This is a genomic window from Parasedimentitalea nitratireducens (assembly GCF_057444295.1).
Map to the genome: position 1 here is coordinate 223,430 of NZ_JBYAXC010000005.1, position 20,659 is coordinate 244,088.

Sequence of the window (20,659 nt, forward strand, 5' to 3'; positions counted from 1 at the left end):
GGAGATGTGCAGTTTCACCGCAATGCGTCAGTTCTAACAAGTCGCTGTGTTTTAAGCAAGTTTTTGAACCTAAATGTTCATTGCAGAAACTTCTTTCCTGAAAATGTTCTAGATTGTACACATATAGGTACAAAATATCCTGAGTGCCAAATCCAATGGGCAGGCGGGGGAGGAACAACATGATGGAGGAGTCGAAAATGTTCGGATCATTTAAAGCGTCCGCAGCGGCGGTCTGTTTGACACTGGGGATGGCGGTAACGGGGGCGGCGCAAGCGGCGGATTTCCCCAAAAAACCGGTTGCGATGATTGTGGCCTATAGCCCGGGTGGCGGCACCGATACTGCGGCGCGGGTTTTGGCCAAATACATCAAGCCGCATCTGGGACAGCGCTTGATTATTCAGAATAAGCCGGGTGCTGGCGGGCAGATTGGCTTTACTGCGCTGTCGGCAGCCAAGAACGACGGTTACAAGATCGGCTTCATCAACGTGCCTTCGATCTTCCTGGTGAAGATGCTGCGCGAAGATGTTCCCTATGAAATGTCCGACTATGACATGATCGGCAATATCCAGCTGGATCCAGTGGTGCTGACTGTACCGGCTGACAGCCCCTATGAAACATTTGCTGATTTCGCCGCTGCCGCCAAGGCCGCGCCGGGTGAAGTGACCGTAGGCGGTGACGGACCACAGTCGAACAACCAGCTGCAATTGGTTGTGGCTGAGGACATGCTGGATGTGGATGTGAACTTTGTGCCGTTCAACGGGTCTGGCCCGGCGATCACTGCAACACTGGGCAATCAGGTTGCCGCTTCGGTGCCCTCGGCCAGTTCCGCCACCAGCCATGTGAAAAACGGAAAGCTGCGCGCCTTGGCGGTTTTTGCGGATAAGCGTTATCCGTACCTTCCTGACGTTCCCACCATCGCCGAGGCAAGTGGCGTTGATGTGCCGGGTATTGGTGCGTCCATGCGCGGTGTTGCGGTGCCAAAAGGTGTTCCCGCAGAGCATCGCGTAGCGCTGGAAGCAGCGTTCAAAGCTGTTGTCGAGGATGAAGGCTTCCAAGCGCATGTTGAGAAGATGGGCCTGCCGCTGACCTATATGAATGCGGATGAGTTTGCCGCTTATCTGGCAGACGCCGAAGCGGGCATCGCCAAATACATCGACCTGCTGAAGTAAGACGACAAGAAGAGGGCCAGGGCAATGAATCTGGATCAAAAACGAGATGTGATCTTTTGTGCTCTGGCCTTTGCCTGCGCTGTGGGGATTGGGGGTGTCAGCTTTGGCTACGACTTTGACAGCTCCTATTTTCCACGGTTGCTAGCGATATTCCTAGGCTTCCTCGCATTGATGTTGCTGCTGCGGGTAACGCGGCCAACAGAACAGAGGGCTGAGACCGACCTAGGCGAGATCCGCGCGCAACTGGTTGGCTTTGCCAAGGTATTTGGCGCGGTGCTTGGCTATGTCGGGCTGATGTTGCTGACGTCCTATACAGTTGGCACGGTGCTGTTTTTGCTTGGCATGATGGTGGTGCTGGGTGAGCGCAAGCCACTTCGGCTGCTGTTGATCGCCGGACTAACGACAGCGGTGCTGTCTTATCTATTTTTCCAATTCCTGGGCGTGACCCCGCCCGAAGGCCTGCTGGCCGAAGGAGTCTTCTAAGATGCTGGACAACTTACTATTGGGCCTGTCGGTGATGCTGACGCCTATGTCCTTATTTGCGGTGTTTGCCGGTGTGACCGGCGGTGTGGTGATCGGCTCTCTGCCCGGTCTGACCAGCACCATGGGCGTTGCGCTATTGATCCCGTTGACCTTTTCCATGCCGCCCGAGGCCGGGCTGGCGATGCTGGGCGGGATCTATCTGGCCTCGACCTATAGCGGGTCGATCTCGGCCATTCTGTTGAACATTCCCGGCACGCCTGCGGCGGTGGCGACCTTGCTGGATGGCCACCCAATGTCGAAACGGGGTGAAAGCACCCGGGCGCTGGCGCTGGCGACATTTGGGTCAAGCATTGGCGGCATTTTGTCTATCGTGGCGCTGTTCCTGATTGCGCCGCCGCTGGCCGAGTTCAGCCTGAAATTTGGCGCGCCCGAGTACTTCCTGCTGGCGGTGTTTGGCATCACCGTGATTGCCTCGCTGTCGGCGGGCGCGATGGAGAAGGGGCTGATGGCTGGCGCTTTTGGCCTGCTGCTTGCAACAATCGGCGCGCACCCGGTGACCGGTGATCTGCGGTTCTCGTTCAATTCCCCTGTTCTGTATGACGGCATTCCGATGGTGGTGTCGCTGATCGGGTTGTATTCGGTGCCCGAGGTGATCGCGATGATCAGCCGTGGCCAAGCAACCGTGACCGAGAAGCAGACCGGCAAGCAGCGGGGCGCGCTGTCTTATCTGCCCGAGGCGCTAAGCCAGCGGATCAATATCCTGCGCTCATCCGTGATAGGCATCATCGTTGGTATCATTCCCGGTGTGGGCTGCAGTGTGGGTGGCTTCCTGTCTTATGACGCGGCCAAGCGTAGCTCCAAAACCCCTGAGAAGTTTGGCAAAGGCAGTGCCGAGGGGGTGTTGGCTTCGGAAACTGCGAATAACGCAGTAACCGGCGGCACCCTGATCCCGCTGCTGACTTTGGGCATTCCGGGCAATCCGGTGACGGCTGTTCTGTTGGGGGGCTTGATGATCCACGGGCTGCGTCCCGGAGCCGAGCTGTTCACGCTGAACGCGGATATCACCTATGGGTTTATCATGAGCCTGCTGGTGGCCAACATTCTGTTTGTGCCGATTGGTCTGCTGTTTGCCCGCTACTGTGCAAAGGTCATTCAGGTGCCGACCCGTATTCTGGCCCCCTGTATTCTGGCGTTGGCGGTGATCGGGTCTTATTCGATCCGCGGCTCGGTTGAGGACATTCTGATCATGCTGTTTATGGGGCTGGTGGGCTTTGCCATGAACATTTTTGCGGTGCCGCGCGCGCCGCTGGTTCTGGGGCTTGTGCTGGGAACCCTGGCCGAGGGCGAGTTGGCACGATCGCTGGCGCTGGTGCGCGGCGATGTTGGGGCCTTTCTGATCCAGCTGGTGACCCGACCCATCTGCATCGTGTTGCTGCTGCTGTGTGCCTATGCGCTGTACCAGGGCATCGTCCAGCACCGCCGCGATTCAAAACTTCTGGAAAACTGATCACTTAGGGAGAGAGTAAAATGAAAAAGATGATGAATATCCTTGCCGCTGGTGCAGCACTGGCCTGCCTGTCTACCGCCAGCTTTGCGGCGAGCCTGACCGTTGGTGGAACAGCAACGATGGACAAAAAGGGCACCATTGAAATCAGCGGTTCGGGCTTTCCGGCCAGTGCGCCGGTGACGCTGATCTTTGCCACCGCTGATGGCGTTGAAAGCGACATTTCCTATGCGCTGGAACCCGCCCCTGTGGCCGATGCCGAGGGTAACTTTGCCACCACCTGGTCCTATGGCCGGTTTGTGAAGAAGAAGCTGGTGGCCCCGGGTGAGTTTGGCCTGATGGCAACCGATGACGAGTTCAACGCGTTGACCGAGGCCAAGGTCACCTTCTCGGAATGAGATAACGAATGGGGGCGGCTTAGGGCCGTTCCCACCCCATATCCCCTATCAAAACAAGAGCAGGCTCCATGACCCGCCAAACCCATTTCCATCCCGTCCGCAAAGTCGGAACGGGCGATGGCCATCACTTTTTTGGCTATTACAACAAGTCGAACTTTGACCGGTCCGGGCGGCGTTTGCTGGCTCAGCAGGTGCCCATGCGCGAAGTGAATCTGACCGGGCATGAGTTGGCCGAGGTTGGGTACTTTGATCTTGAGGATGGCGACAAGTTTCACGTTATCGGTGAGACCAGCACCTGGAACTGGCAGATGGGATCGCAGATCCAATGGCTGGGCGGGACGGATGATCGCCAGATCATCTATAATACACGTCGCGAAGCGCCGGACTGGACCCTGCCATACCCCGAGTATCAGGCGACAATCCATGATCTGGACAGTGGCACCGACCGCCACCTACCGCTGCCGATCTACATTGTGGCCCCTGATGGCAAGGCTGCCTTTTGCGTCAGCTACTCACGCTTTCAGATCACCCATCCAACCATCTGCTATCGCGCCCATCATGGTGAGCCCGCGTTGGAGCTTGCGCCCGAGGATGATGGCGTGTTTCGAATGGATATTCAGAGCGGAGTGTACGAGCTGATCCTAAGCTTAGCCGACCTGAAGCGGTTCCAGAACGTTCCGTCGATGGACAAGGCCATTCACTGGGTCACGCATATGGAGATGAACCCGTCGTCAAAGAGGTTGTTGTTCATCCACCGCTGGACCGAGCGGGTTGAGGATGAGACTTGTTTCCTGCACCGGTTGTTCACCTGTAACGCCGATGGCAGTGATCTGCACCTGCTGGAGTGTTCGGATCACCCGCTGCCGCAACTGACCGAGGGGTTCGACCCCAACGATGTTGGCACCTTTGATTATGAAAAATCAGAATACCAGATCTCGCATCCGCTGTGGAAAGGCGATGATCATGTGATTGTTTGGGGGCCGCATGCGGGGGAAATCCACTATCATCTGTATGATGGCCGCACTGGCGAAGCAGTTGTGATTGGACGGGACGAGCTGACCGAGAACGGTCACATGACCTATTTCAACGGCGGCAACTGGATGATTTCCGACACCTACCCGGATGATGAAACCAACGAACGGTTTCTGTTTTTGTGGGATGCTGAGAGTGAGGTGCGGATTGATATCGGGTCGTTCCTGACGGACGCCAATCTGGGCAAGGAAAACCGCTGTGACCTGCATCCGCGTTGGCGTTGGGACGGGCAGGCGGTCTGTATTGATTCAATCCACGAAGGTGAGCGGCAGCTTTATGTCGTAGATGTCAGCCGATTGATTGGCGCTTAGAGCTAAGCCCTGTGTCTTGCCCGGTCGATAAGCCGGGCAAGACAATCCATTCAGATTTCCATTTCAGCCAGAATATTGGCAAAGGATGCACCGTGCATGTCGCGGTCGGCGATGGTGCCCTGATAGTGGCGGCGCGGGACGCTGAATTTCACCACGTTCAAATCCGCAATGTCGAAGCGTTTGAGATCATCCAGCTGAACCAGCAGCGCATCCGCCACGCGTTCGGACGTTAGCGCAGCGCGTACGGTTTCAAAGGCATCCGTATCACCACAGAATATATCGATGGTCAGCCAGAATGGCCCGGCATTCTTGGAACGGATCTTTTTCACAACATTTGAGAGCGGGGTCATTGGCTAATCTCCTCAACGGTCAGGCTAAAGGCGCTCATCGGGTCGTCCAGTTCCAGCACATGGTTCAGGCAAAACTCATAAATCTCGCCGCGCGACATTTCAGCCGGAGAGAATGGGAAGGCAAAGGTTGGCATTTCCTCGTTTTCATCCAGCGGGTGGTGCAGCAGATAGGGGTTGAGGATCTTGGCCACCTCGCGCGAAATGGCCTCGGTTGGGGCAGTGACAATACCCATAACGCCGACCTCGCTGCCGACCCGCACATGGCTGTCGAGTGCGCCCAGGGTGGCGTTAGAGCCGATCACCCTTAGTTCCAGTGAGAAGTCCTCTCCTACACGGGTCTTGGCTTTTTCGCTGCACTTGGCGTGGATGTCATCACACCACTGATGAACGTTTTCAACATAGCGCGGCTCGCGGATCAGGGCGAGCGAGGCGGTTTGAAAACCGACACAACGGGAGCCCTCGAGTTTCACAGTATAGCGGTCGGATGGGATCCACTGGCTACCGGTGACACGTACGCGTCGATCATCCAGCGCGGTGTAGGTTGCATCGGTCACATCCAAATGCCCGCCCGGTTCGTACAGCTGGTATGGATTGCTGTTTTCATACAGCATATGCGCCGACACGGTATAAGGCGTGGCCTGGGCGTTCTTGCCCATGGGGCTGACGGTAAAGCCTTCGGCGTCGAACTCGATCAAGATGGTGCCTGAACCTGGATTGGTGGTGGCAAGCGCGCCGCACTCGCCGATTTTGGCACCATGCCAAGCGCCGCCCGGATGGCAGCCACGCATGATCGGCAGGGCTGCAATGCTGGCGGTATCTGTAGCGCGGCCGGTGATGATGATGTCTGCGCCCGTGTTCAACGCTTCCTGAATTTGTTCAATCCCGGCCAGGGCAACGATGTTGGTGCAGCTGGTCAGCAGTTCGGATGAAATGTCGATCACCGGAGCCAGCGGAGTAATTTTTCCGGCCTCATAGGCGGCGGCCATTTTGCTGACATCTTGACCACTTTTCAGAACGGCAACTTTCAGTTTTTGACCGGTCTCACCTGCAATCTCGCGGGTGATATCGACCAGCCAATCCACCGCACTGTCTGCGCCACAGGTACCTGCGGTTCCAACCAGCAGTGGTACACTGATCTGGGCGCGGGCTTCCATCAGTTCGCGCCATTCCGCCTTGATGGATCCGCGTGAATATTTGGATGTTCCTGTGCCCAGATAATGCGGGCCGCTGTCGGTTGATCCGCCGTCGATAGCAATTAGGTCGGGGTTCTGTTTGATCCCTGCCGCCAGGGCCTCTCTGTCATAGCCAAGCCCAAGGGCGCCAGAAGGTATAAGAACCTTAACCATCAGTATTTTCTCCGTATTTCCAGTCACTAACTAGCTTGAAAATCCAATAACGGAAAGCAGGATATAGGTCTAATTTGGAGCGAAAAGGCAGGGACGGCTGGTTGGCCGTCCCATTTTATATGGCTAGTTTGGCAAATGGATCGTGAACCTGCGGCGCAGGGCCGCATCCAATTGCGGGTCAAACCTGGCCTTGGAGAGCGAACTTAGGATCTGCTCTTTGCGCGCGGTGGCTTTGTTCAACAGATCCGGCTTTTGCAGTTCTTCCCATTCCTTGGGCGAGGTTCGATCGCCCAAGCTGGGGTAGACAAAGTCGGCCTGCATGCGGCTGAGCGTTTGGTCGGTTCCCAGGTAGTGGCCTGGGCCGCCGATGCAGGTGTCGCGGATCTGATCCAGCGCCAGAGTTTCGTCGTTCACCTCGATCCCACGTACACAGCGCAGGGCCTGACCAATCAGATCGTCGCCAAGGATCAGGCTCTCATGGCAGAATCCCAGCAAGGACGCATGCATGCCTGCGGCCTCATACACCATGTTAAGCCCCGACAGACCGGCCATTACGGCTGAACACATCTGTTCCCATCCCGCCTGCATGTCGGGGAGTTTGGAATCCGATGCGCCCGCGGCAGCGCCACCAGGCACGCCGTAGAATTTGTGCATCTGGGCACAGCCTGCAGACAGCAAGGCCTGCTCGCCTGAACCTACCGACATCGCACCGGTTCGCAGGTCCAACCCAAAGGGCCAGGTGCCAAAAATGGCGGGGGCGCCGGGTTTGACCGCGTTGACATAGACCAGACCGGCCAGACATTCGGCACAGGCCTGCATGATGGCACCAGCGATGGTGGATGGGGCGGTGGCCCCGGCCATGCCCGCCGACAACAGCAGTACAGGCATGCCGCCAAGGATGCATTTCTCCATCACCTCGCAGCTTTCGGTGGCGAATTTCATCGGCGGCACAACAAAGCAATTGGTGTTCGACACAAACGGGCGCTCGCGCCATTTGTCCTCGCCGCCTGCAATCATGTGCAGCATTTCCAAGGCGTCATCGACAAACCCGGGCTCGGTAAAGGAGACCCCGACATGTTTTGTTGTGCCGGATGTGGTGGCGTAAATCGAGTTCAGGTCCATCTCGCGGTTGTCCGGGATGTCGCGGCAGACCATAGGGCGTTGTAGAAAATGGATATTGTCGAGCGTATCGGCGATCCGCGCGGCGTCGTGCAGGTCTTGCACCGTGGACTCGCGGTAATTGCGCCCCTGTACATCCACCATACTGACCGCCGCACCGGCAGTGCCGTAATGGACCCGGTTCCCCGATAGCTCTAGGTCGGTGTTACCGTCGCGGCTGAACATGGTGACCGAGCGATTGGCTTTGGCAATCGTATCCTCGACCAGAGCGCGTGGAAAACGGATGCGTCCGTCATCGCCCAAAATACAGCCCGCTGCGACCAGATAATCGATGCCGCTGGGCGGGGCGTCGGCCAGGCCGATCTGTTCCAGTGCATCCAACGCGCCGTGATGGATACGTTCCATATCCTGCTGGCTGAGGGGCTTGAGCGTTCCACCCTCAATGCCGGGTCGGACGGCGCGCAAGTGATCGGCAAGCGGGGCGGCACGGGCAGCACGACGGGCGGCGCGACCACCGCTGCGCGCGGCGCGGGCGGGGGGCTTGGTTTGGTCATTCATAATAGAGGCCTTTGATGTGAGAAGATCTGATGGTGAATCAGATCTGCCCCGGCCGCCCCCTAGCCGCACGCCCCCGGGCCGCACCAATTGTGCGGCAAATCAGGCTGACATAGCATTGCTCTCGCTGCATGTTTTCTCCCGGGGTCGATGACCTCAAGATGTCAGTGTTTGCGCCAGAATCTATTCTGTTTGCGACCCTGTTGGAAAAATAGGGATATCACGTCGTCGTAGCGTTTGGATGTCCTGAGACATATCTGAAGGCGGCATTGAACTGATTACCCCTCTAAGTCGGCGCGCATCAGGTTCAGCTGAATATTATCGGGGTTTTTCTCTAGTGCGGCCGTGGCGGTTTTGAGGGCTGATGGCCGGTCGCCCAAGGCCTCGTGAATTCTGATCATCATAACCCAAGCTTCAACCAACTGCGGGTCGATTTCCACAGCTTCAGAAAAAGCGCGAAGGGCTACATTCATACGCCGCGTGGTTAAGCCGACACCCGCCAGCACCAGCTGAGATTCGGGGAAGTCCAACTTGGCGGATAGCGATTGCTGCCACTCTCCCATTGCGGTGGACAGTTTTCTGCGTTGATGGTCGGGCAATCGTGCGGAGTTGATCGAAAGGAACTCGCGCGCGGTGGCGATACGTACGGCCTTGGTCGGATCATCCAGAAGCTCAACCAAACGCGTGGCGCGCAGGGCCACACCTGCGCCGCGTTGGATGGAGATTGCAGCAACCCGTACCAAGGGTTCAGGGCTTGAGAGCAAGGGGGCCAATTTATGAGCCATGCCGGGGTTGGTTAGCGGGGTCAGCATATCCAGGGCCGTGGCACGTACAATGGCAGGAAGCGGTTTGTTCTCTGCTAGTCCGATCAAGGCATCTATCTGGTTCTGTGGCCCGTTGCGCGCGTCAGCCAAGACCAGTGAAAAATGTGCACCGCGTTGCTGGCTTTGGGGGAACCATTTGGCCACTTGATCAGTCGCCCATTGCGCTGACTGGTCAGTATGACAGTCGTTGCAGGCATTCGGTGCTTGTGTTTGCACGCTAAGATCCGGGCGCGGAATTCGGAATGAATGGTCGCGCCTTCCGTCGACGCCCATATAAACACGCTCGATCATATGGCAGCTTTTGCATTCTGCGCCTGCGCTGCCTTCATCGTGAAATGTATGTGTTGGCGCGTCGTATATTTGCAAGGCAAGGCTGGGGAAGTCAGGGTTTCCGGCTTCTGAGTGGCATTGCCCGCATAGTGCATTGCCTTCCAGCTTCAGCTCGGCGCTGTGGGGATTGTGGCAATTGCTGCAGGCCACGCCATTGGCGTACATCTTTGACTGAAGGAATGAGCCATAGACATAGACCTCGTCTTGGATCTGCCCATCAGGGTGGTACAGCCCCGTGCGCAGAGTGCTGAGCCGGTAAGCGTCGTGAAAAGGCGTACCCGGCAACGGGTTTCCATCCTCAAAGGGCTCGCGGCGAGAATGACAACCCGCGCATTGTTGGATTTGGACCTCTGTATCGCTGAGTTGGCTCAGGCTCTGCCGCGTTCCGGCAAGGTAACGCCGCAGCTCGTCTTCTGGTGCGGCCTCCAAATTAAGGTTGATCACGAGCCCAATGTTACTGGTTCCGGACCATTTTGACAGATCCAGAGGCTGCCCCGTTTCAGCCCATTCCACATGTGCTTGGGCTGGTCCGTGGCAAGCCTCGCAGCCTACGCCAATTTCAGCCTGGGTGCTTTGATATCGTTTTGTGCGCGGGTCATAATTTTTGTCAAAGCCAGTTGCGTGGCACTCGGCACAGCGCGCATTCCAGTTTTTGTAAGGACCAGTCCAGTGCAGGCCATCCTGGGGCGACAATTCCTGATCAGGGTAAAGATGAAACCAGCGCTTTTGTTCGGTGTCCCACACAATATCAAACGACTGCATGCGCCCCGGTTCCGTTTCAACAATATACTGCTGCAGCGGCTCAATGCCCGCGACGCCAACAACGTTGTATTTCTGGCGCCCACCGTTAGCGTCTTCTGTATCGATGACATAACGCCCGTCGAGTTGGTTAAACCAGGTTGTGCGCCCTTGATGGGTAAAGGATTGCCCGGTGAAATCTGCCACAATTGTTTCGGCAGAGGGCGATGTCCAGGCCTGGGCGTGATGCGACATTTGCCAGTCAGTCATCTGCTCAACATGACACGAAGTGCAGGTCTGCGAGCCCGCATACTGTGGCGGCTGGGCATCTTCGCCATGGGCTTGGATGGCCAAGCCGAACAGAAAAAGGCCAGGGGCAATAAACTTATAGCAGGTCTGCCATTGGGCTTTCAGGCTCAAAATACGTGTTAAATGTCGTGCCATTACGTCTTAATTCACCAATACTATCCCGCAATACGGTGAGCTTATCCCCGCTTTTGTGATTTGTCGCTGAACAATGTTTTGTAACAGCGTAATTTGGGAGGACATGCCAAGGAGCGAGACGCTCCCTGACCACGTGGCCATCTCCAACTGACTGGGTTATTCGATTGTTGTGGTGACACCGCCTTTGTTCAAGGCGGTCTCGGTCATGGCGCGAAAATCAAGGACATCTGGTTCCCGCGTGTATATTGTATGACACTGCCATATAGGCTGGTGGCGACATTTTCCTTTGTTAGAAGACACTTTCAGTCATTGGGGTAACTATATGGGGTCCGGTGCGGAAATAACCCGGTAGGCATTTGGCGTCGGTAAAGCCGATGCCGCTCAAATGCTCTTCGTTGTCGGGCATGCCGTCCGGAATCACTTTGTGACATTATCTGCACTACAGAACTTTGACGAATGGCCCCTATGTCCGAACGTTCTTCGCAAACGAGGAGCGCTGGTTTTTCTTCACGTAAGTCCAAGCGATAAATCTACTAGTTTTTTGCCCCTGTGCCATTTCAACGACTCGATAGTCTGCAACTCTGGCTTTTCCTAGAATTCGAGTGAGCGGCTGCAGGTTCTCTTTTTTCGACACCAACGAGGTAAACCACAGGCACTGGTCGGCGAACGCCATGCTCTGTTCAACCATGCGAGCGATAAACTTTATCTCGCCACCAGGACACCAAAGTTCAGCATTTTGACCACCAAAGTTGAGTTTTGTTGAACGCCCTTTTCCGAGGTTTGCCCACTTACGTTTCGTGCCTTTATCCGCTTGCTCCATGGACGAATGAAAAGGCGGGTTGCACAAGGTTACGTGAAAAGCATCGTTGGGCTGGATCACACCACGAAAGATATTCTCCGGTTTGCGTTGTCGCCTAAGCGTAATTGCCAACTTGTTGAATTCACAAATTTGCCGAGCCGATTTGATTGCACCTGCGTCGATATCGACGCCAGTGAAGTGCCAGCCGTATTCGCTCTGGCCCGTAAGCGGGTACACCAAGCTCGCACCAGTGCCGATGTCCAACGCCTTGATATGGCGCCCACGCGGGATTTCTTGGTTATTGCTGCCAGCAAGTAAGTCCGCGAGATAGTGGATGTAGTCGACGCGGCCGGGAATTGGTGGGCATAAATAACCAGCGGGGATATCCCAAAAATCAATACCGTAATGGGTCTTTAGCAACGCCCGATTAAGCATACGGACCGCCGCCACATCTTGAAAGTCAATCGTCACCTTGCCGACCGGGCTACTGATCGTGAAGGCCTCAAGCTCAGGTGTCTGCGCCACTAAACGCACGAAATCGTAACCTTCTGAATGTTGATTGCGGGGGTGCAATTTCGATTTGGTGACCATGGGGACGCCTTCATTGTAATTTGGTGGACGCCACTCGTCAGACGGTTTGTTGCTTTTTAGGCTCTCATGCACAAATAGTAAAATAAGGTGCGGTCAGATCCTCGGCTGATGCGACGGCCCGACCATTCATCACATGTTCAGCATCTATCACATTGGTCCCGAAGTTGTCTTTCTATAACGCGCAGCATTTCGCTGCTCCGGTTTTTGTCAAAATGAGAGCAATTTTGCAGTGATTGAGGAACAGCCAATTTCTACGCTTGATAAACAATATGACGCTCGATCGAATAGGACATAGCATCCGCTCCCATTGCTTCATGATCGCGTGACGCTGGGTGAGATGTCAGGACCCGTTTTAGGTCCGTTGAAAACCTAGCGCCGTCTGGGAGGCCGCGTGGTTCAGAATACAATCGACGTCAACCTCGTCCTCGCCACTCTCGCAAAAATGGGTCGAAAAGGACTGGATGTTCAGCGGCACAACGTGCGGCAGCCCATTCTTGGAGGTTGGCAAATGCATATCAATCCCGACCATTCGAGACATGCAGAAATTCGCCAGATCCCAATGGCGTTGCCGGGTGGGATCTACAGTTTGCCATAAGTGGACTAATCCATTCCTGGGCGATCTGCCACCGAGTACAGCGACCGTAATTGGTCGATGGTCAGAACTTTGTCGCGCGATGACTCTTTGCCCGGTAGCGGTGTCGGATATAGGTCAGCATATCCATGAGCGTGGCCCCATTTCCAGAAGTGGGTGAGCGCGGCCCGATAGCAATTTCTGGGTGCCCCGGACCAGGATTGAGCATCTGCGGCGGGTCAGCATTGCTGACGTCGCGCATCTCTAAGTGCAGGACACAGCCCAGTAGTAAGAAACGTTCCTTACTTTTGGCGAGAGTGGACAGGTGATTGGTGCTGTATTCGGCAATTGCCGCGTCGATGCCTATTGGCGTTCCCTCGAAATCCGTGGATGCGCCGCGCTATAGAATATCGCAGTGATTTTGTTGAGCAACCTTAGAGGGTTGAATGATGGAGGCGAGTACGAGAATCGAACTCGTGTACACGGATTTGCAATCCGTAGATTTCCTCTTGCAGGTATAAATCCAGAGATTTCCAGGAATGTCCATATAGGTGCATAAAAACTAGATATTATATATATTTGTCGGCCTACTTCCGTTGTACGGTGCGCGAAGTTCATCTATCATTGTCCGTGAGTGTCCGCCGCAATCTTGGGATAAATGTCCCCCATGAGTCTCCTGAGGGGGCTGGGGCAAAATGAACAATGAAGCACGAACTAAACGACCGATATCTGAAAAGCCTTGTTCCGCCCGAGGAGGGGAGGCTGGAAGTCTCAGACACAAAGTGCGCTGGCCTTCGGTTCCGACTGACCTCACGCGGGCACGCGACGTGGGTTTACGAAAAACGGATCAAGGGCGGAAAGAAGCGCAAGTTCACGTTTGGAACGTGGCCAAAACCAATCAGCTTGGGGGCGGCTAGAAAAATGGCATTGGAAATCCAGGCTGAGGCATCTCAGGGCATCGATCGCGTTCTCGTTGCTGAAGAGGAGAGACGAAGGCAGAAGGCTGAGCAAGAGAGTTTGACCACAGTTCGCGACGCTATTGAAGCCTACAGCGAACTACATCTCAGTACGATCAAAACCGGGGCGGAGAGGAAGAGGCAGCTGCTTCAAGCTTTGTCTGTTCACTTGGATGTATCGGTTGCTGAACTTACGAGAAAAGACCTGCAGGTGGCGGTGGATGAAAAGGCGAGGTCGGGACGCAAACCATATGCGAACAGAATTCGGGCTGCGCTTGTCGCTTTCGCCAACTGGTGCTTTCAGAGAGGCTACGTACTGACACACATCGGCAGTGGCGTTGCGAAGGCCACGCGCGAGCGAGCACGAGACAGAGTACTGTCCTTGGCGGAAGTTCGTTTGATATGGGACGCTTCACGAGACATGGGCCCGGTGTGGGGGCCGCTTTTTCGGTTATTGATCTTAACGGGGCAGCGGCGTGGAGAGATTTGTCGGCTGCGTTGGTCAGAAGTGCATTGGGACAACAGGGCTATCGTAAAGCTCGGGTCCGAAACAAAGAGCGGAAAGCCCCACATCACCCATCTATCAGATCCAGCATTTCGAGAATTGGAAGCGCTGCAATCGAGTGAGAAGGCAGGGGAGTTTGTGTTTTCTTTCAATGGTAAGGGACCAGTCGCAAACGCTTCCCATGCGAAAATGAGATTGGACCAGTTGTTGCCACCTGAGGTGGAATCTTGGCGCATTCACGATTTGCGTACGGCCATGGCCACCGCTTTGGCCGGGGCTGGGGTTCCGGAAGGGGTTGTGGACCGCATCTTGAACCACGCGGCTACAGGATCAGCCCCAAGCGCGGTTGCGCGAGTCTACCAGCAATCTGATCTTCTTCCACAACGCGCCTCGGCACTGGACCGCTGGGGAGAAATGGTGACCGAAAAGGGCGCAACAGTAATGCGATTGAACACAAATCGATGAACTACGAGCCCATATCTACAGTCCTCAAGAGAATAGACGAGGCCGTAAACAAGGCTCTGCCACCATCGAAGAATGGGCCGAGACTAGATGAGACCAATGAGGAATGGCGGCGACGGTTTACGGCTGAGATAATAGAGTTCAATGCCGAAATAGAATCGAACGAAAAGCCATCTGCAACGGCCGCCTCGGAGGAAACGTCTGTTGAAAAAGAAAACTCTGATGAAGAGTTCCTTACGATTGATCACCCTGATTACCCGGTTCGGCTCGTTTGCAGTTCCAGCTTGAAACTGGCCTGGGATTTCTGCGAACACGCCAAGGAAATTTTCGTCTCAAAATCTGGCGGTCAATTTCAGAAGGTTTCGACCGCGGATTTTGGAGCGTCACCGCAGAATAAAACCTCTTTCACAAATCAGTATTTTGACATCACGACAGGAATGACGATCTGCAGTTCTTTCAGCGTTGGCGGCTCAAGAGGAGGATCTGTGGACGAAGTTGTTTTCTTGCGAACGAACCAGCTTTGTGAACTGATTGAGGCAATTGAGCGGGGAGAACCTGAATCCTTTTTCGTCATTCCCCCTGCAAGGAAGCTATCAAAACGCGAACTTGAGCGTGAGTTTCGAGCCTGGGTAGATACTTTCGAATACCCTGAAAAACCACTTGTAAAAGAAAGAGTGGCGTGGGCAAAAGAACGCGGGGCAAATCGAGACCGTTGCCGACAACTGGTGCAGGACTTTGCACCGGAATACTGGTCCAAAACTCGTCTTCCATCGGCCGATTAGCGCGAAAAAATGCACCGTGTCGATCCCGCGCTATTTCCGCGCGATACCCGGCGCGAATCTTTTCCACGATCATCCACACACGTCTTCAAACGAAAGGAAGTGTGTGATGGAGAAACGCTATTTCAAACTTGCGGAAGCGGTGACTTACAGCGGTCAAAGCCGCTCCACTCTTTACGAAGCCCACAAGCGGGGCGATCTCGCCTTTACGAAATTCGGCGGTTCCACGCGAATCTCGAAAGCAGATCTAGATACCTACTTAGATCAGGCAGGTCAGCGCATCATCGCCGGAGAAGCAGCCTGAAGAAAAACCCCCAACCGGACCAGCCGGATTGGAGGCTCATTCTTCTCGTGACAGTTGAGAATGTAATGCAATTCGGTCGGTCCTTCAACTTAGAAGGAGCCGAGCAATGAAACCTCAAAACGCCCATCAGAAACCTCGTGATCTGCAAGCCCGCCGTGTGCGTGGGCAGACCGGTACTTCCCGATCTTTGGCCTGCACGGTCGCGGCCCTCGCATTTGGGGAGGTGCGCCGGTGATCGACACATCACGCCAAGAGACTGCAGACGAATACCGCTTGGTGATCGCACAGCACGGTTTCTTCCGGGTCATTCTTTGCCGCGACGGTATTCAATTCATCGTCCAGAAGCGAAAAAATGGAGGAGCCAAGCGCCCATGGCGCTCTCTTAGCTACTGCACCACCAAAAAAGCCCTGCTGCGCCTGTGCACCGGTCTAAATTGGCCCATTGGCCCCGACTTGGAACGACTTCCCGACAAAGCGCACAACCATTCGCTCGAAAAGGGGGCCAATTGATGCGAACCTATACAAAGAATGGCTACAAGAAGAACCGCCTCCACGCTAAAGCTGCGCGTTGGTGGTTCGAGGTAGAGGCGTCGCCATGACCGGGGTTTTTGCGCAAAACGCGGCCGCCTACGCCGGTGCAGGACTACCAGTCTTTCCTGTCAACGCCCGTCAGAAGAAGCCGGCCATGAAAAACTGGCCGAGTATCACTCCGCGAACGTCTTACTGCTTGGCTTGCGACGACAGTTTAGGCCAGGCCGATGGCATTGGGTTGCTGATGGGCCCGAAATCCGGAATCACTGAAGTGGATGTTGACGCAGAAGGGGATGCCTGGATCAGCGCAATGTTAGAGAGATTTGGCGATTCACCGATAGTAATCCGAACCGCGAGCGGCAAAGCGAAGATCTGGTATCGCCACGACGGCGAAAAGCGGATGATCCGCCCCTTTGATAGTCTTCCGATCGACATTCTGGGCTCTGGCTACACAATTGCTCCGCCAAGCTACCGATCCGATCTGGGAGCCAGCTATGAATTTGTGCGAGGCGGAATTGCCAACATCGACCGTCTTCCCCGCATCAAGCCTGGAGCGCTAGAGTGGGCCGGTACGCAGGCGAAAGATCCACGCGAGGTGTTCTCTGGTGAACGCAACAACAACCTATGGTGCTGGGGAATGACAACGGCGCGCTATTGCGATGATCTTGAAGCGCTATTAGATGCAATGGAAACGCATGCCAACGCCTTCCCTGATCAGCTTCCCCGCCGAGAAATTGAGCGCTGCGCAAAGTCAGTATGGAAATACGAGACTGAGGGCAAGAATTACATCGGCCTGAAGCGGCCAAAGACCACAGACCGAGATCGCGTTATGGACTTGTTAATGAAGGAGCCAGATGCTTATTGGCTTCTGGACTACTTCCGACGCTGGCATTCGAACCGGGCTCGCTTCGCAATCGCACCGACTTCCATGAGCAAGGCCAAAAGCCCGCCTTGGTCCCGCCAACGGATCGAACGCGCCAGAGATGTAATGTTAGAGCATGGCTTCCTGATCGAGTTATCGCCCCCACTCCGGGGCAAACAAACAGGCTTCTACAAGCTTGAAACGGCACCAAAGTGAAATCGCGGAATCCGACAAAGATCATAATACACTTCCTTTCCCTCAACGCTACACACTGCCACAGTAGAATCCTATGGAGACAACGACCGAAGTGCTCGTGGCAAATGTGGCACTTCTGAGGGGTGGCAAAGAGAACCGCCATAAACCCGCGCAAAACAGCCACAAGCTACGAAGGAGGGTTCTGATGGGCGCGGTTGATCTGGTTCCAGAGCTGATGGCCGATAGCGTGAAAATCGCGGCAGATTGCAATCTCATCTGGTGACGCCGTGCGGACGCGCGGTATTTTTGTAAAAGATGCCGGAAGCATGCGGTACAGGAGCGAAGAAAGGCTCTGAGGACATGATCAAACTGCACAGCATCACCGGACCTGAGCTGAAGGCCCATCGCCGGGCTCAAGGAATATCGCAAACCCGCATGGGCGAGATGATAGGTTGCAGCCGCGATGCTATTTCGCGCCGTGAAGCCAGATCTAACCCGATCAAATACGTCGGGGGCGTTACTGCGAGGATGTTGGAGGTGCTGGGAATAGAGGTTTTGCCGCATTTCGAAACCAATTCGTGCTCGCGCGGGGATGGGGTCTTACAAACCGAAGACCACCAGCAAGAGGCCCGTGACCGGCAAAGCGAGCTTGAATTCGCTCGCGCCCTGGCAAAGCTATCCCAACCAGACAGGCCATGTCTGGCAGAAACTCGCAGGGGCCATCTCTGCAAGCTGATGCCGGAACCCGGCCGGAAACGCTGCAAATTCCATGGCGGCATGTCTACCGGCCCAAAGACGAAAGAAGGGCGGGAGCGCATCGCGGCGGCTCAGAGAAAGCGTTGGACAGCATGGCGGAGACAGGTCGGAAATTCCTGAATGTTGGCGAGCGCCGCATCCTTGCGAAATTCGTCCGTACGGTTCAGTCCCATAGTCTGTCTCCTTTACCGCAGTAAATGCTATCAAAGGAGCGATCAAACCGCGACAGGTCCAAACTGATGGTTGACCGTTTTTATAGTGGCACGCACCGACCACAAAACGAGGAGACCACAATGCTGGCAAGCTCTGCGTTTCTGGCAGGAAGGCGGATTGCGGGCATTCGCTGCCGCGTGCACCAACGGCAGCAATGCGCAGATTGCGCCCTTTGCAAAGTCGGACCCTAGGACGCGCCGATATTTCGCGAACGGCCCAAACCAGACCTTGGCGCTCAGCGCAGCGAACGGCCGCTTCGAATGGTGGTTCAACAGTAACAATCGAGTTCGCTTCCAATCAGCAAGCATTTTAGAAACCTTGGGAGCTTTCCTGACTTTATTATGGAGCTTGGCAAATAAAACTTTCTGGTACACGAGGGTCGCCGGAACCTTCATAGGTCAGAACATTTGGATAAGCGCAGACAAGTCTCCCGCCTTCGGGCTGCATCTGGTCATTCAACCAAAAAGCTGTCAGCTGGTTGGGGGCTTCTCCTGTCTCGAACCACCTGTCGATTACATCAAGATAGTTCACCCAATCTGGCCCCTCGCCACCGAAGCAATGAGCAACGCCCGGCATCATATACAGGCGCATGTCTTCTGCCGCACTGGGATCACGTTCGAGGATACTTTCGTAGTATTCGATTGTCCCGTAGGGCGTAAGCGCCATATCCCCCCACCCGGTGTACATCAGCAACTTGCCACCACGAGCGCGAAAGGCGTCTATGTCGGGCTCCGTCGCATTCAACGTCTGCGCGGCAGTGGCCGCATCAGAAACAAACGCGTCGGAATTGAAAGTTGTATAGTCCCAGTCGGAATCGTTAAAAACCAGATACTTCATCACACCATTGCCAAAGGCAAAATGAGCGCTCGGAGTTGCAGGTGCTGGATCGTCGGATTCAGCAGCAACGCCCTCTTGAAATTCGCCGACATCTCCCAGTGATAATCCTCCAGTAAGCCACTTTGCCCAGCCATCAGGGTCCAGTTCTGCGCCAGCCGGAAAGCCTGGAAGCACGCGCTCGTCGTTGATAAATAGGTCGCCGTAGATAGCTTTGGCCGCATCCACTTCTTGCTCGGAGAGGCACATATTTGTTTTTGCCGCTCCGCAAGCCAGTGATGCCACATCAAAATTGCACTGTGTCGGATTATTTAGAATACCGTCTTTTAGTCCGTCGAGCGTATCGCACTGCTCCATCACGGTGGTGCCAATCAAAACCTGGGCATCTGGTCCGATGGTGGCAATCGAAAGATCTCCTGGGTTAGGATACATCGCTGCGTTCAACCGAGTGTTTCTGGCGCCCAATTCCATCGTCCAGTTGCTTGCGGGGGCTCCTGCAACAATACCATCAAAATCTTCTGGATATCTTTGCGCCTCCATTAGCGCCTGACCGCCCCCACGTGAGCAGCCGGTAAAATAGCTGCGAGATATGTCTTGCACGTAAAAAGCCTCGGTCAGGGCTTTGGCCGTCACTGCCGTACGATGCACAGCTTGATGGCCAAAACTCACGACCCGTTCAAGATTGTTCAGTGCCCAGCTGGCGTCCAGCGGATGCCCCTGATGGCCGGTATCGGTCCCAACTGTTGCATAGCCACTCTGCAACGCACCGTACGTCAGAGCCGTATTGACGACGAATCCGGTAAAGCCCGCACCGCCACCCATCGCGAACTTGCCATTCCATTCATCCGGCAAAAGCAGTTCAAAATTTGTCTCGGTTCCTATGACACCAGAAATCTTGCAATGTGGGACCGGGGTATTCTCAATGACCGCAAACCTCAGTTTGACATCAGGCAGGTCTAGTAATGCATCGGTATCGCAGGCGGATTGTGCCAAAGCTCCAAGTGCTGGAGCTGTAGAAATGAAAGAAGCAACAATTAGAGCTCGAAGGTGTTTCATGAATTCCTGCCCAGAAGGTTTGAATTTCGTCTATGTAGACAATAAATCCACTACAATAGCGAAGCAGGCCTTTCACATGGCGTCAAGGCTGCCCTACCCATTTACTGGAAAGTCTCCCATACCAGACCTTGGTGCAGATCGCGGCGAACGGCTGCATACCGCCCTTTGTGCTCGATATACCGAGATATGCTGCACCCAGCACGAATGTCGTAGAAGGGCTGGAACCGGTCATTAGACGGGATCAGCACCAATGGCAGCTCTGCGCAGTTATTGACCTTTGCAAAGTCGGGCCCCAGGACGCGCCGACATGTCGCGAGCGGCCCATTCAGGACCTTCAACACTAAGTCAAACGCTGCGACGCAGCTTCACCAGACCGGACATCCGTGCATCGAGCAGCAATTACAATCAGTGAAGGCCTCTGCGCGGGACAAGGACGAAGCCACTCTTGCAGTATGGACGCTTGCGGCTGGTGGTGCGCTTTGGCCCTGGCAGTGCGAATTTTTGGATGGGGGGAGGTGCTCCTGAAAGTTCTTATTTTATTGGGGTTTTCGGAGATTCATGAAAAATGTAGCACTGTTTGTAGCGTGCGCGCTCATTCCCGCCCTGTAATTTAGTTTACATATCATGACTAGCACTTGAGCG

Annotated in this window: 22 protein-coding genes; 13 read left to right on the forward strand and 9 right to left on the reverse strand. The window is 55.1% G+C overall.

What is annotated here, in order from left to right:
- The first annotated feature begins 197 nt into the window (after positions 1 to 197).
- The 5 genes from AC2T28_RS16565 to AC2T28_RS16585 all read left to right on the forward strand — a co-directional run bounded on the left by AC2T28_RS16565 (position 198) and on the right by AC2T28_RS16585 (position 4,897).
- Complete coding sequence (locus tag AC2T28_RS16565) at positions 198 to 1,169, forward strand: Bug family tripartite tricarboxylate transporter substrate binding protein (RefSeq protein ID WP_486749740.1); 972 nt, start codon at positions 198 to 200, stop codon at positions 1,167 to 1,169.
- Between the two features lie 24 nt (positions 1,170 to 1,193).
- Positions 1,194 to 1,652 carry a tripartite tricarboxylate transporter TctB family protein gene (locus tag AC2T28_RS16570; RefSeq protein WP_486749741.1) on the forward strand — a complete coding sequence of 153 codons (459 nt, stop codon included), beginning with the start codon at positions 1,194 to 1,196 and terminating at the stop codon, positions 1,650 to 1,652.
- Position 1,653: 1 nt separating this feature from the next.
- On the forward strand, positions 1,654 to 3,159 hold the full coding sequence (locus AC2T28_RS16575; RefSeq protein WP_486749742.1) for a tripartite tricarboxylate transporter permease: 1,506 nt from the start codon (positions 1,654 to 1,656) through the stop codon (positions 3,157 to 3,159).
- A 20-nt stretch (positions 3,160 to 3,179) separates the two neighbouring features.
- Positions 3,180 to 3,554: a hypothetical protein gene (locus AC2T28_RS16580; protein WP_486749743.1), complete on the forward strand. Its 375-nt coding sequence runs from the start codon at positions 3,180 to 3,182 to the stop codon at positions 3,552 to 3,554.
- Between the two features lie 68 nt (positions 3,555 to 3,622).
- On the forward strand, positions 3,623 to 4,897 hold the full coding sequence (locus tag AC2T28_RS16585; protein ID WP_486749744.1) for a hypothetical protein: 1,275 nt from the start codon (positions 3,623 to 3,625) through the stop codon (positions 4,895 to 4,897).
- Positions 4,898 to 4,947: 50 nt separating this feature from the next.
- Here AC2T28_RS16585 and AC2T28_RS16590 read toward each other — a convergent pair whose 3' ends face one another.
- The 7 genes from AC2T28_RS16590 to AC2T28_RS16620 all read right to left on the reverse strand — a co-directional run bounded on the left by AC2T28_RS16590 (position 4,948) and on the right by AC2T28_RS16620 (position 12,522).
- Positions 4,948 to 5,247 (reverse strand): DUF4387 family protein, encoded by a 300-nt coding sequence (locus AC2T28_RS16590; RefSeq protein ID WP_486749745.1) that lies wholly within the window; start codon positions 5,245 to 5,247, stop codon positions 4,948 to 4,950.
- The gene (locus AC2T28_RS16595) at positions 5,244 to 6,593 is read right to left on the reverse strand and encodes an acyclic terpene utilization AtuA family protein (protein WP_486749746.1); all 1,350 of its coding nucleotides are present in this window, start codon (positions 6,591 to 6,593) and stop codon (positions 5,244 to 5,246) included. Before AC2T28_RS16595 ends, AC2T28_RS16590 begins: the two co-directional genes overlap by 4 nt.
- Before the next feature lie 123 nt (positions 6,594 to 6,716).
- On the reverse strand, positions 6,717 to 8,270 hold the full coding sequence (locus AC2T28_RS16600) for a trimethylamine methyltransferase family protein (protein WP_486749747.1): 1,554 nt from the start codon (positions 8,268 to 8,270) through the stop codon (positions 6,717 to 6,719).
- 275 nt (positions 8,271 to 8,545) lie between these two features.
- Positions 8,546 to 10,603, reverse strand: a complete 2,058-nt coding sequence (locus AC2T28_RS16605) for a multiheme c-type cytochrome (RefSeq protein ID WP_486749748.1) — start codon at positions 10,601 to 10,603, stop codon at positions 8,546 to 8,548.
- 289 nt (positions 10,604 to 10,892) lie between these two features.
- Entirely contained in the window at positions 10,893 to 11,024 is a 132-nt protein-coding gene (locus AC2T28_RS16610) for a hypothetical protein (RefSeq protein ID WP_486749749.1), read from the reverse strand.
- 42 nt (positions 11,025 to 11,066) lie between these two features.
- The gene (gene rlmF / locus AC2T28_RS16615) at positions 11,067 to 11,993 is read right to left on the reverse strand and encodes a 23S rRNA (adenine(1618)-N(6))-methyltransferase RlmF (protein ID WP_486749750.1); all 927 of its coding nucleotides are present in this window, start codon (positions 11,991 to 11,993) and stop codon (positions 11,067 to 11,069) included.
- 352 nt (positions 11,994 to 12,345) lie between these two features.
- A complete protein-coding gene (locus tag AC2T28_RS16620; RefSeq protein ID WP_486749751.1) occupies positions 12,346 to 12,522 on the reverse strand; it encodes a hypothetical protein in 177 nt (58 codons plus the stop codon).
- A gap of 744 nt (positions 12,523 to 13,266) precedes the next feature.
- Between AC2T28_RS16620 and AC2T28_RS16625 the strand changes: the two genes are divergently transcribed.
- The 8 genes from AC2T28_RS16625 to AC2T28_RS16660 all read left to right on the forward strand — a co-directional run bounded on the left by AC2T28_RS16625 (position 13,267) and on the right by AC2T28_RS16660 (position 18,034).
- On the forward strand, positions 13,267 to 14,490 hold the full coding sequence (locus AC2T28_RS16625) for a tyrosine-type recombinase/integrase (protein ID WP_486749752.1): 1,224 nt from the start codon (positions 13,267 to 13,269) through the stop codon (positions 14,488 to 14,490).
- Entirely contained in the window at positions 14,487 to 15,269 is a 783-nt protein-coding gene (locus AC2T28_RS16630; RefSeq protein WP_486749753.1) for a hypothetical protein, read from the forward strand. Before AC2T28_RS16625 ends, AC2T28_RS16630 begins: the two co-directional genes overlap by 4 nt.
- Before the next feature lie 106 nt (positions 15,270 to 15,375).
- Positions 15,376 to 15,570, forward strand: a complete 195-nt coding sequence (locus AC2T28_RS16635; RefSeq protein ID WP_486749754.1) for a helix-turn-helix domain-containing protein — start codon at positions 15,376 to 15,378, stop codon at positions 15,568 to 15,570.
- A gap of 106 nt (positions 15,571 to 15,676) precedes the next feature.
- Entirely contained in the window at positions 15,677 to 15,805 is a 129-nt protein-coding gene (locus AC2T28_RS16640; RefSeq protein WP_486749755.1) for a hypothetical protein, read from the forward strand.
- A complete protein-coding gene (locus AC2T28_RS16645; protein ID WP_486749756.1) occupies positions 15,802 to 16,080 on the forward strand; it encodes a hypothetical protein in 279 nt (92 codons plus the stop codon). The genes AC2T28_RS16640 and AC2T28_RS16645 overlap by 4 nt, the downstream gene beginning before the upstream one ends.
- 85 nt (positions 16,081 to 16,165) lie before the next feature.
- Positions 16,166 to 17,179 carry a bifunctional DNA primase/polymerase gene (locus tag AC2T28_RS16650; RefSeq protein ID WP_486749757.1) on the forward strand — a complete coding sequence of 338 codons (1,014 nt, stop codon included), beginning with the start codon at positions 16,166 to 16,168 and terminating at the stop codon, positions 17,177 to 17,179.
- A gap of 73 nt (positions 17,180 to 17,252) precedes the next feature.
- Positions 17,253 to 17,441: a hypothetical protein gene (locus AC2T28_RS16655; protein ID WP_486749758.1), complete on the forward strand. Its 189-nt coding sequence runs from the start codon at positions 17,253 to 17,255 to the stop codon at positions 17,439 to 17,441.
- A gap of 77 nt (positions 17,442 to 17,518) precedes the next feature.
- Positions 17,519 to 18,034 (forward strand): HGGxSTG domain-containing protein, encoded by a 516-nt coding sequence (locus AC2T28_RS16660; protein ID WP_486749759.1) that lies wholly within the window; start codon positions 17,519 to 17,521, stop codon positions 18,032 to 18,034.
- Positions 18,035 to 18,466: 432 nt separating this feature from the next.
- Here AC2T28_RS16660 and AC2T28_RS16665 read toward each other — a convergent pair whose 3' ends face one another.
- A complete protein-coding gene (locus tag AC2T28_RS16665) occupies positions 18,467 to 20,017 on the reverse strand; it encodes a tannase/feruloyl esterase family alpha/beta hydrolase (protein ID WP_486749760.1) in 1,551 nt (516 codons plus the stop codon).
- Positions 20,018 to 20,118: 101 nt separating this feature from the next.
- Positions 20,119 to 20,265 carry a hypothetical protein gene (locus AC2T28_RS16670; protein ID WP_486749761.1) on the reverse strand — a complete coding sequence of 49 codons (147 nt, stop codon included), beginning with the start codon at positions 20,263 to 20,265 and terminating at the stop codon, positions 20,119 to 20,121.
- Between the last annotated feature and the right edge of the window lie 394 nt (positions 20,266 to 20,659).

What these genes read in the sequence shown, in the direction of transcription:
- AC2T28_RS16565 (WP_486749740.1), top strand. Translation starts at nt 198, where the DNA reads ATGTTCGGATCATTTAAAGCGTCCGCAGCGGCGGTCTGTTTGACACTG.
- AC2T28_RS16570 (WP_486749741.1), top strand. Translation starts at nt 1,194, where the DNA reads ATGAATCTGGATCAAAAACGAGATGTGATCTTTTGTGCTCTGGCCTTT.
- AC2T28_RS16575 (WP_486749742.1), top strand. Translation starts at nt 1,654, where the DNA reads ATGCTGGACAACTTACTATTGGGCCTGTCGGTGATGCTGACGCCTATG.
- AC2T28_RS16580 (WP_486749743.1), top strand. Translation starts at nt 3,180, where the DNA reads ATGAAAAAGATGATGAATATCCTTGCCGCTGGTGCAGCACTGGCCTGC.
- AC2T28_RS16585 (WP_486749744.1), top strand. Translation starts at nt 3,623, where the DNA reads ATGACCCGCCAAACCCATTTCCATCCCGTCCGCAAAGTCGGAACGGGC.
- AC2T28_RS16590 (WP_486749745.1), bottom strand. Translation starts at nt 5,247, where the DNA reads ATGACCCCGCTCTCAAATGTTGTGAAAAAGATCCGTTCCAAGAATGCC.
- AC2T28_RS16595 (WP_486749746.1), bottom strand. Translation starts at nt 6,593, where the DNA reads ATGGTTAAGGTTCTTATACCTTCTGGCGCCCTTGGGCTTGGCTATGAC.
- AC2T28_RS16600 (WP_486749747.1), bottom strand. Translation starts at nt 8,270, where the DNA reads ATGAATGACCAAACCAAGCCCCCCGCCCGCGCCGCGCGCAGCGGTGGT.
- AC2T28_RS16605 (WP_486749748.1), bottom strand. Translation starts at nt 10,603, where the DNA reads ATGGCACGACATTTAACACGTATTTTGAGCCTGAAAGCCCAATGGCAG.
- rlmF (WP_486749750.1), bottom strand. Translation starts at nt 11,993, where the DNA reads ATGGTCACCAAATCGAAATTGCACCCCCGCAATCAACATTCAGAAGGT.
- AC2T28_RS16620 (WP_486749751.1), bottom strand. Translation starts at nt 12,522, where the DNA reads ATGGTCGGGATTGATATGCATTTGCCAACCTCCAAGAATGGGCTGCCG.
- AC2T28_RS16625 (WP_486749752.1), top strand. Translation starts at nt 13,267, where the DNA reads ATGAAGCACGAACTAAACGACCGATATCTGAAAAGCCTTGTTCCGCCC.
- AC2T28_RS16630 (WP_486749753.1), top strand. Translation starts at nt 14,487, where the DNA reads ATGAACTACGAGCCCATATCTACAGTCCTCAAGAGAATAGACGAGGCC.
- AC2T28_RS16635 (WP_486749754.1), top strand. Translation starts at nt 15,376, where the DNA reads ATGGAGAAACGCTATTTCAAACTTGCGGAAGCGGTGACTTACAGCGGT.
- AC2T28_RS16640 (WP_486749755.1), top strand. Translation starts at nt 15,677, where the DNA reads ATGAAACCTCAAAACGCCCATCAGAAACCTCGTGATCTGCAAGCCCGC.
- AC2T28_RS16650 (WP_486749757.1), top strand. Translation starts at nt 16,166, where the DNA reads ATGACCGGGGTTTTTGCGCAAAACGCGGCCGCCTACGCCGGTGCAGGA.
- AC2T28_RS16655 (WP_486749758.1), top strand. Translation starts at nt 17,253, where the DNA reads ATGGAGACAACGACCGAAGTGCTCGTGGCAAATGTGGCACTTCTGAGG.
- AC2T28_RS16660 (WP_486749759.1), top strand. Translation starts at nt 17,519, where the DNA reads ATGATCAAACTGCACAGCATCACCGGACCTGAGCTGAAGGCCCATCGC.
- AC2T28_RS16665 (WP_486749760.1), bottom strand. Translation starts at nt 20,017, where the DNA reads ATGAAACACCTTCGAGCTCTAATTGTTGCTTCTTTCATTTCTACAGCT.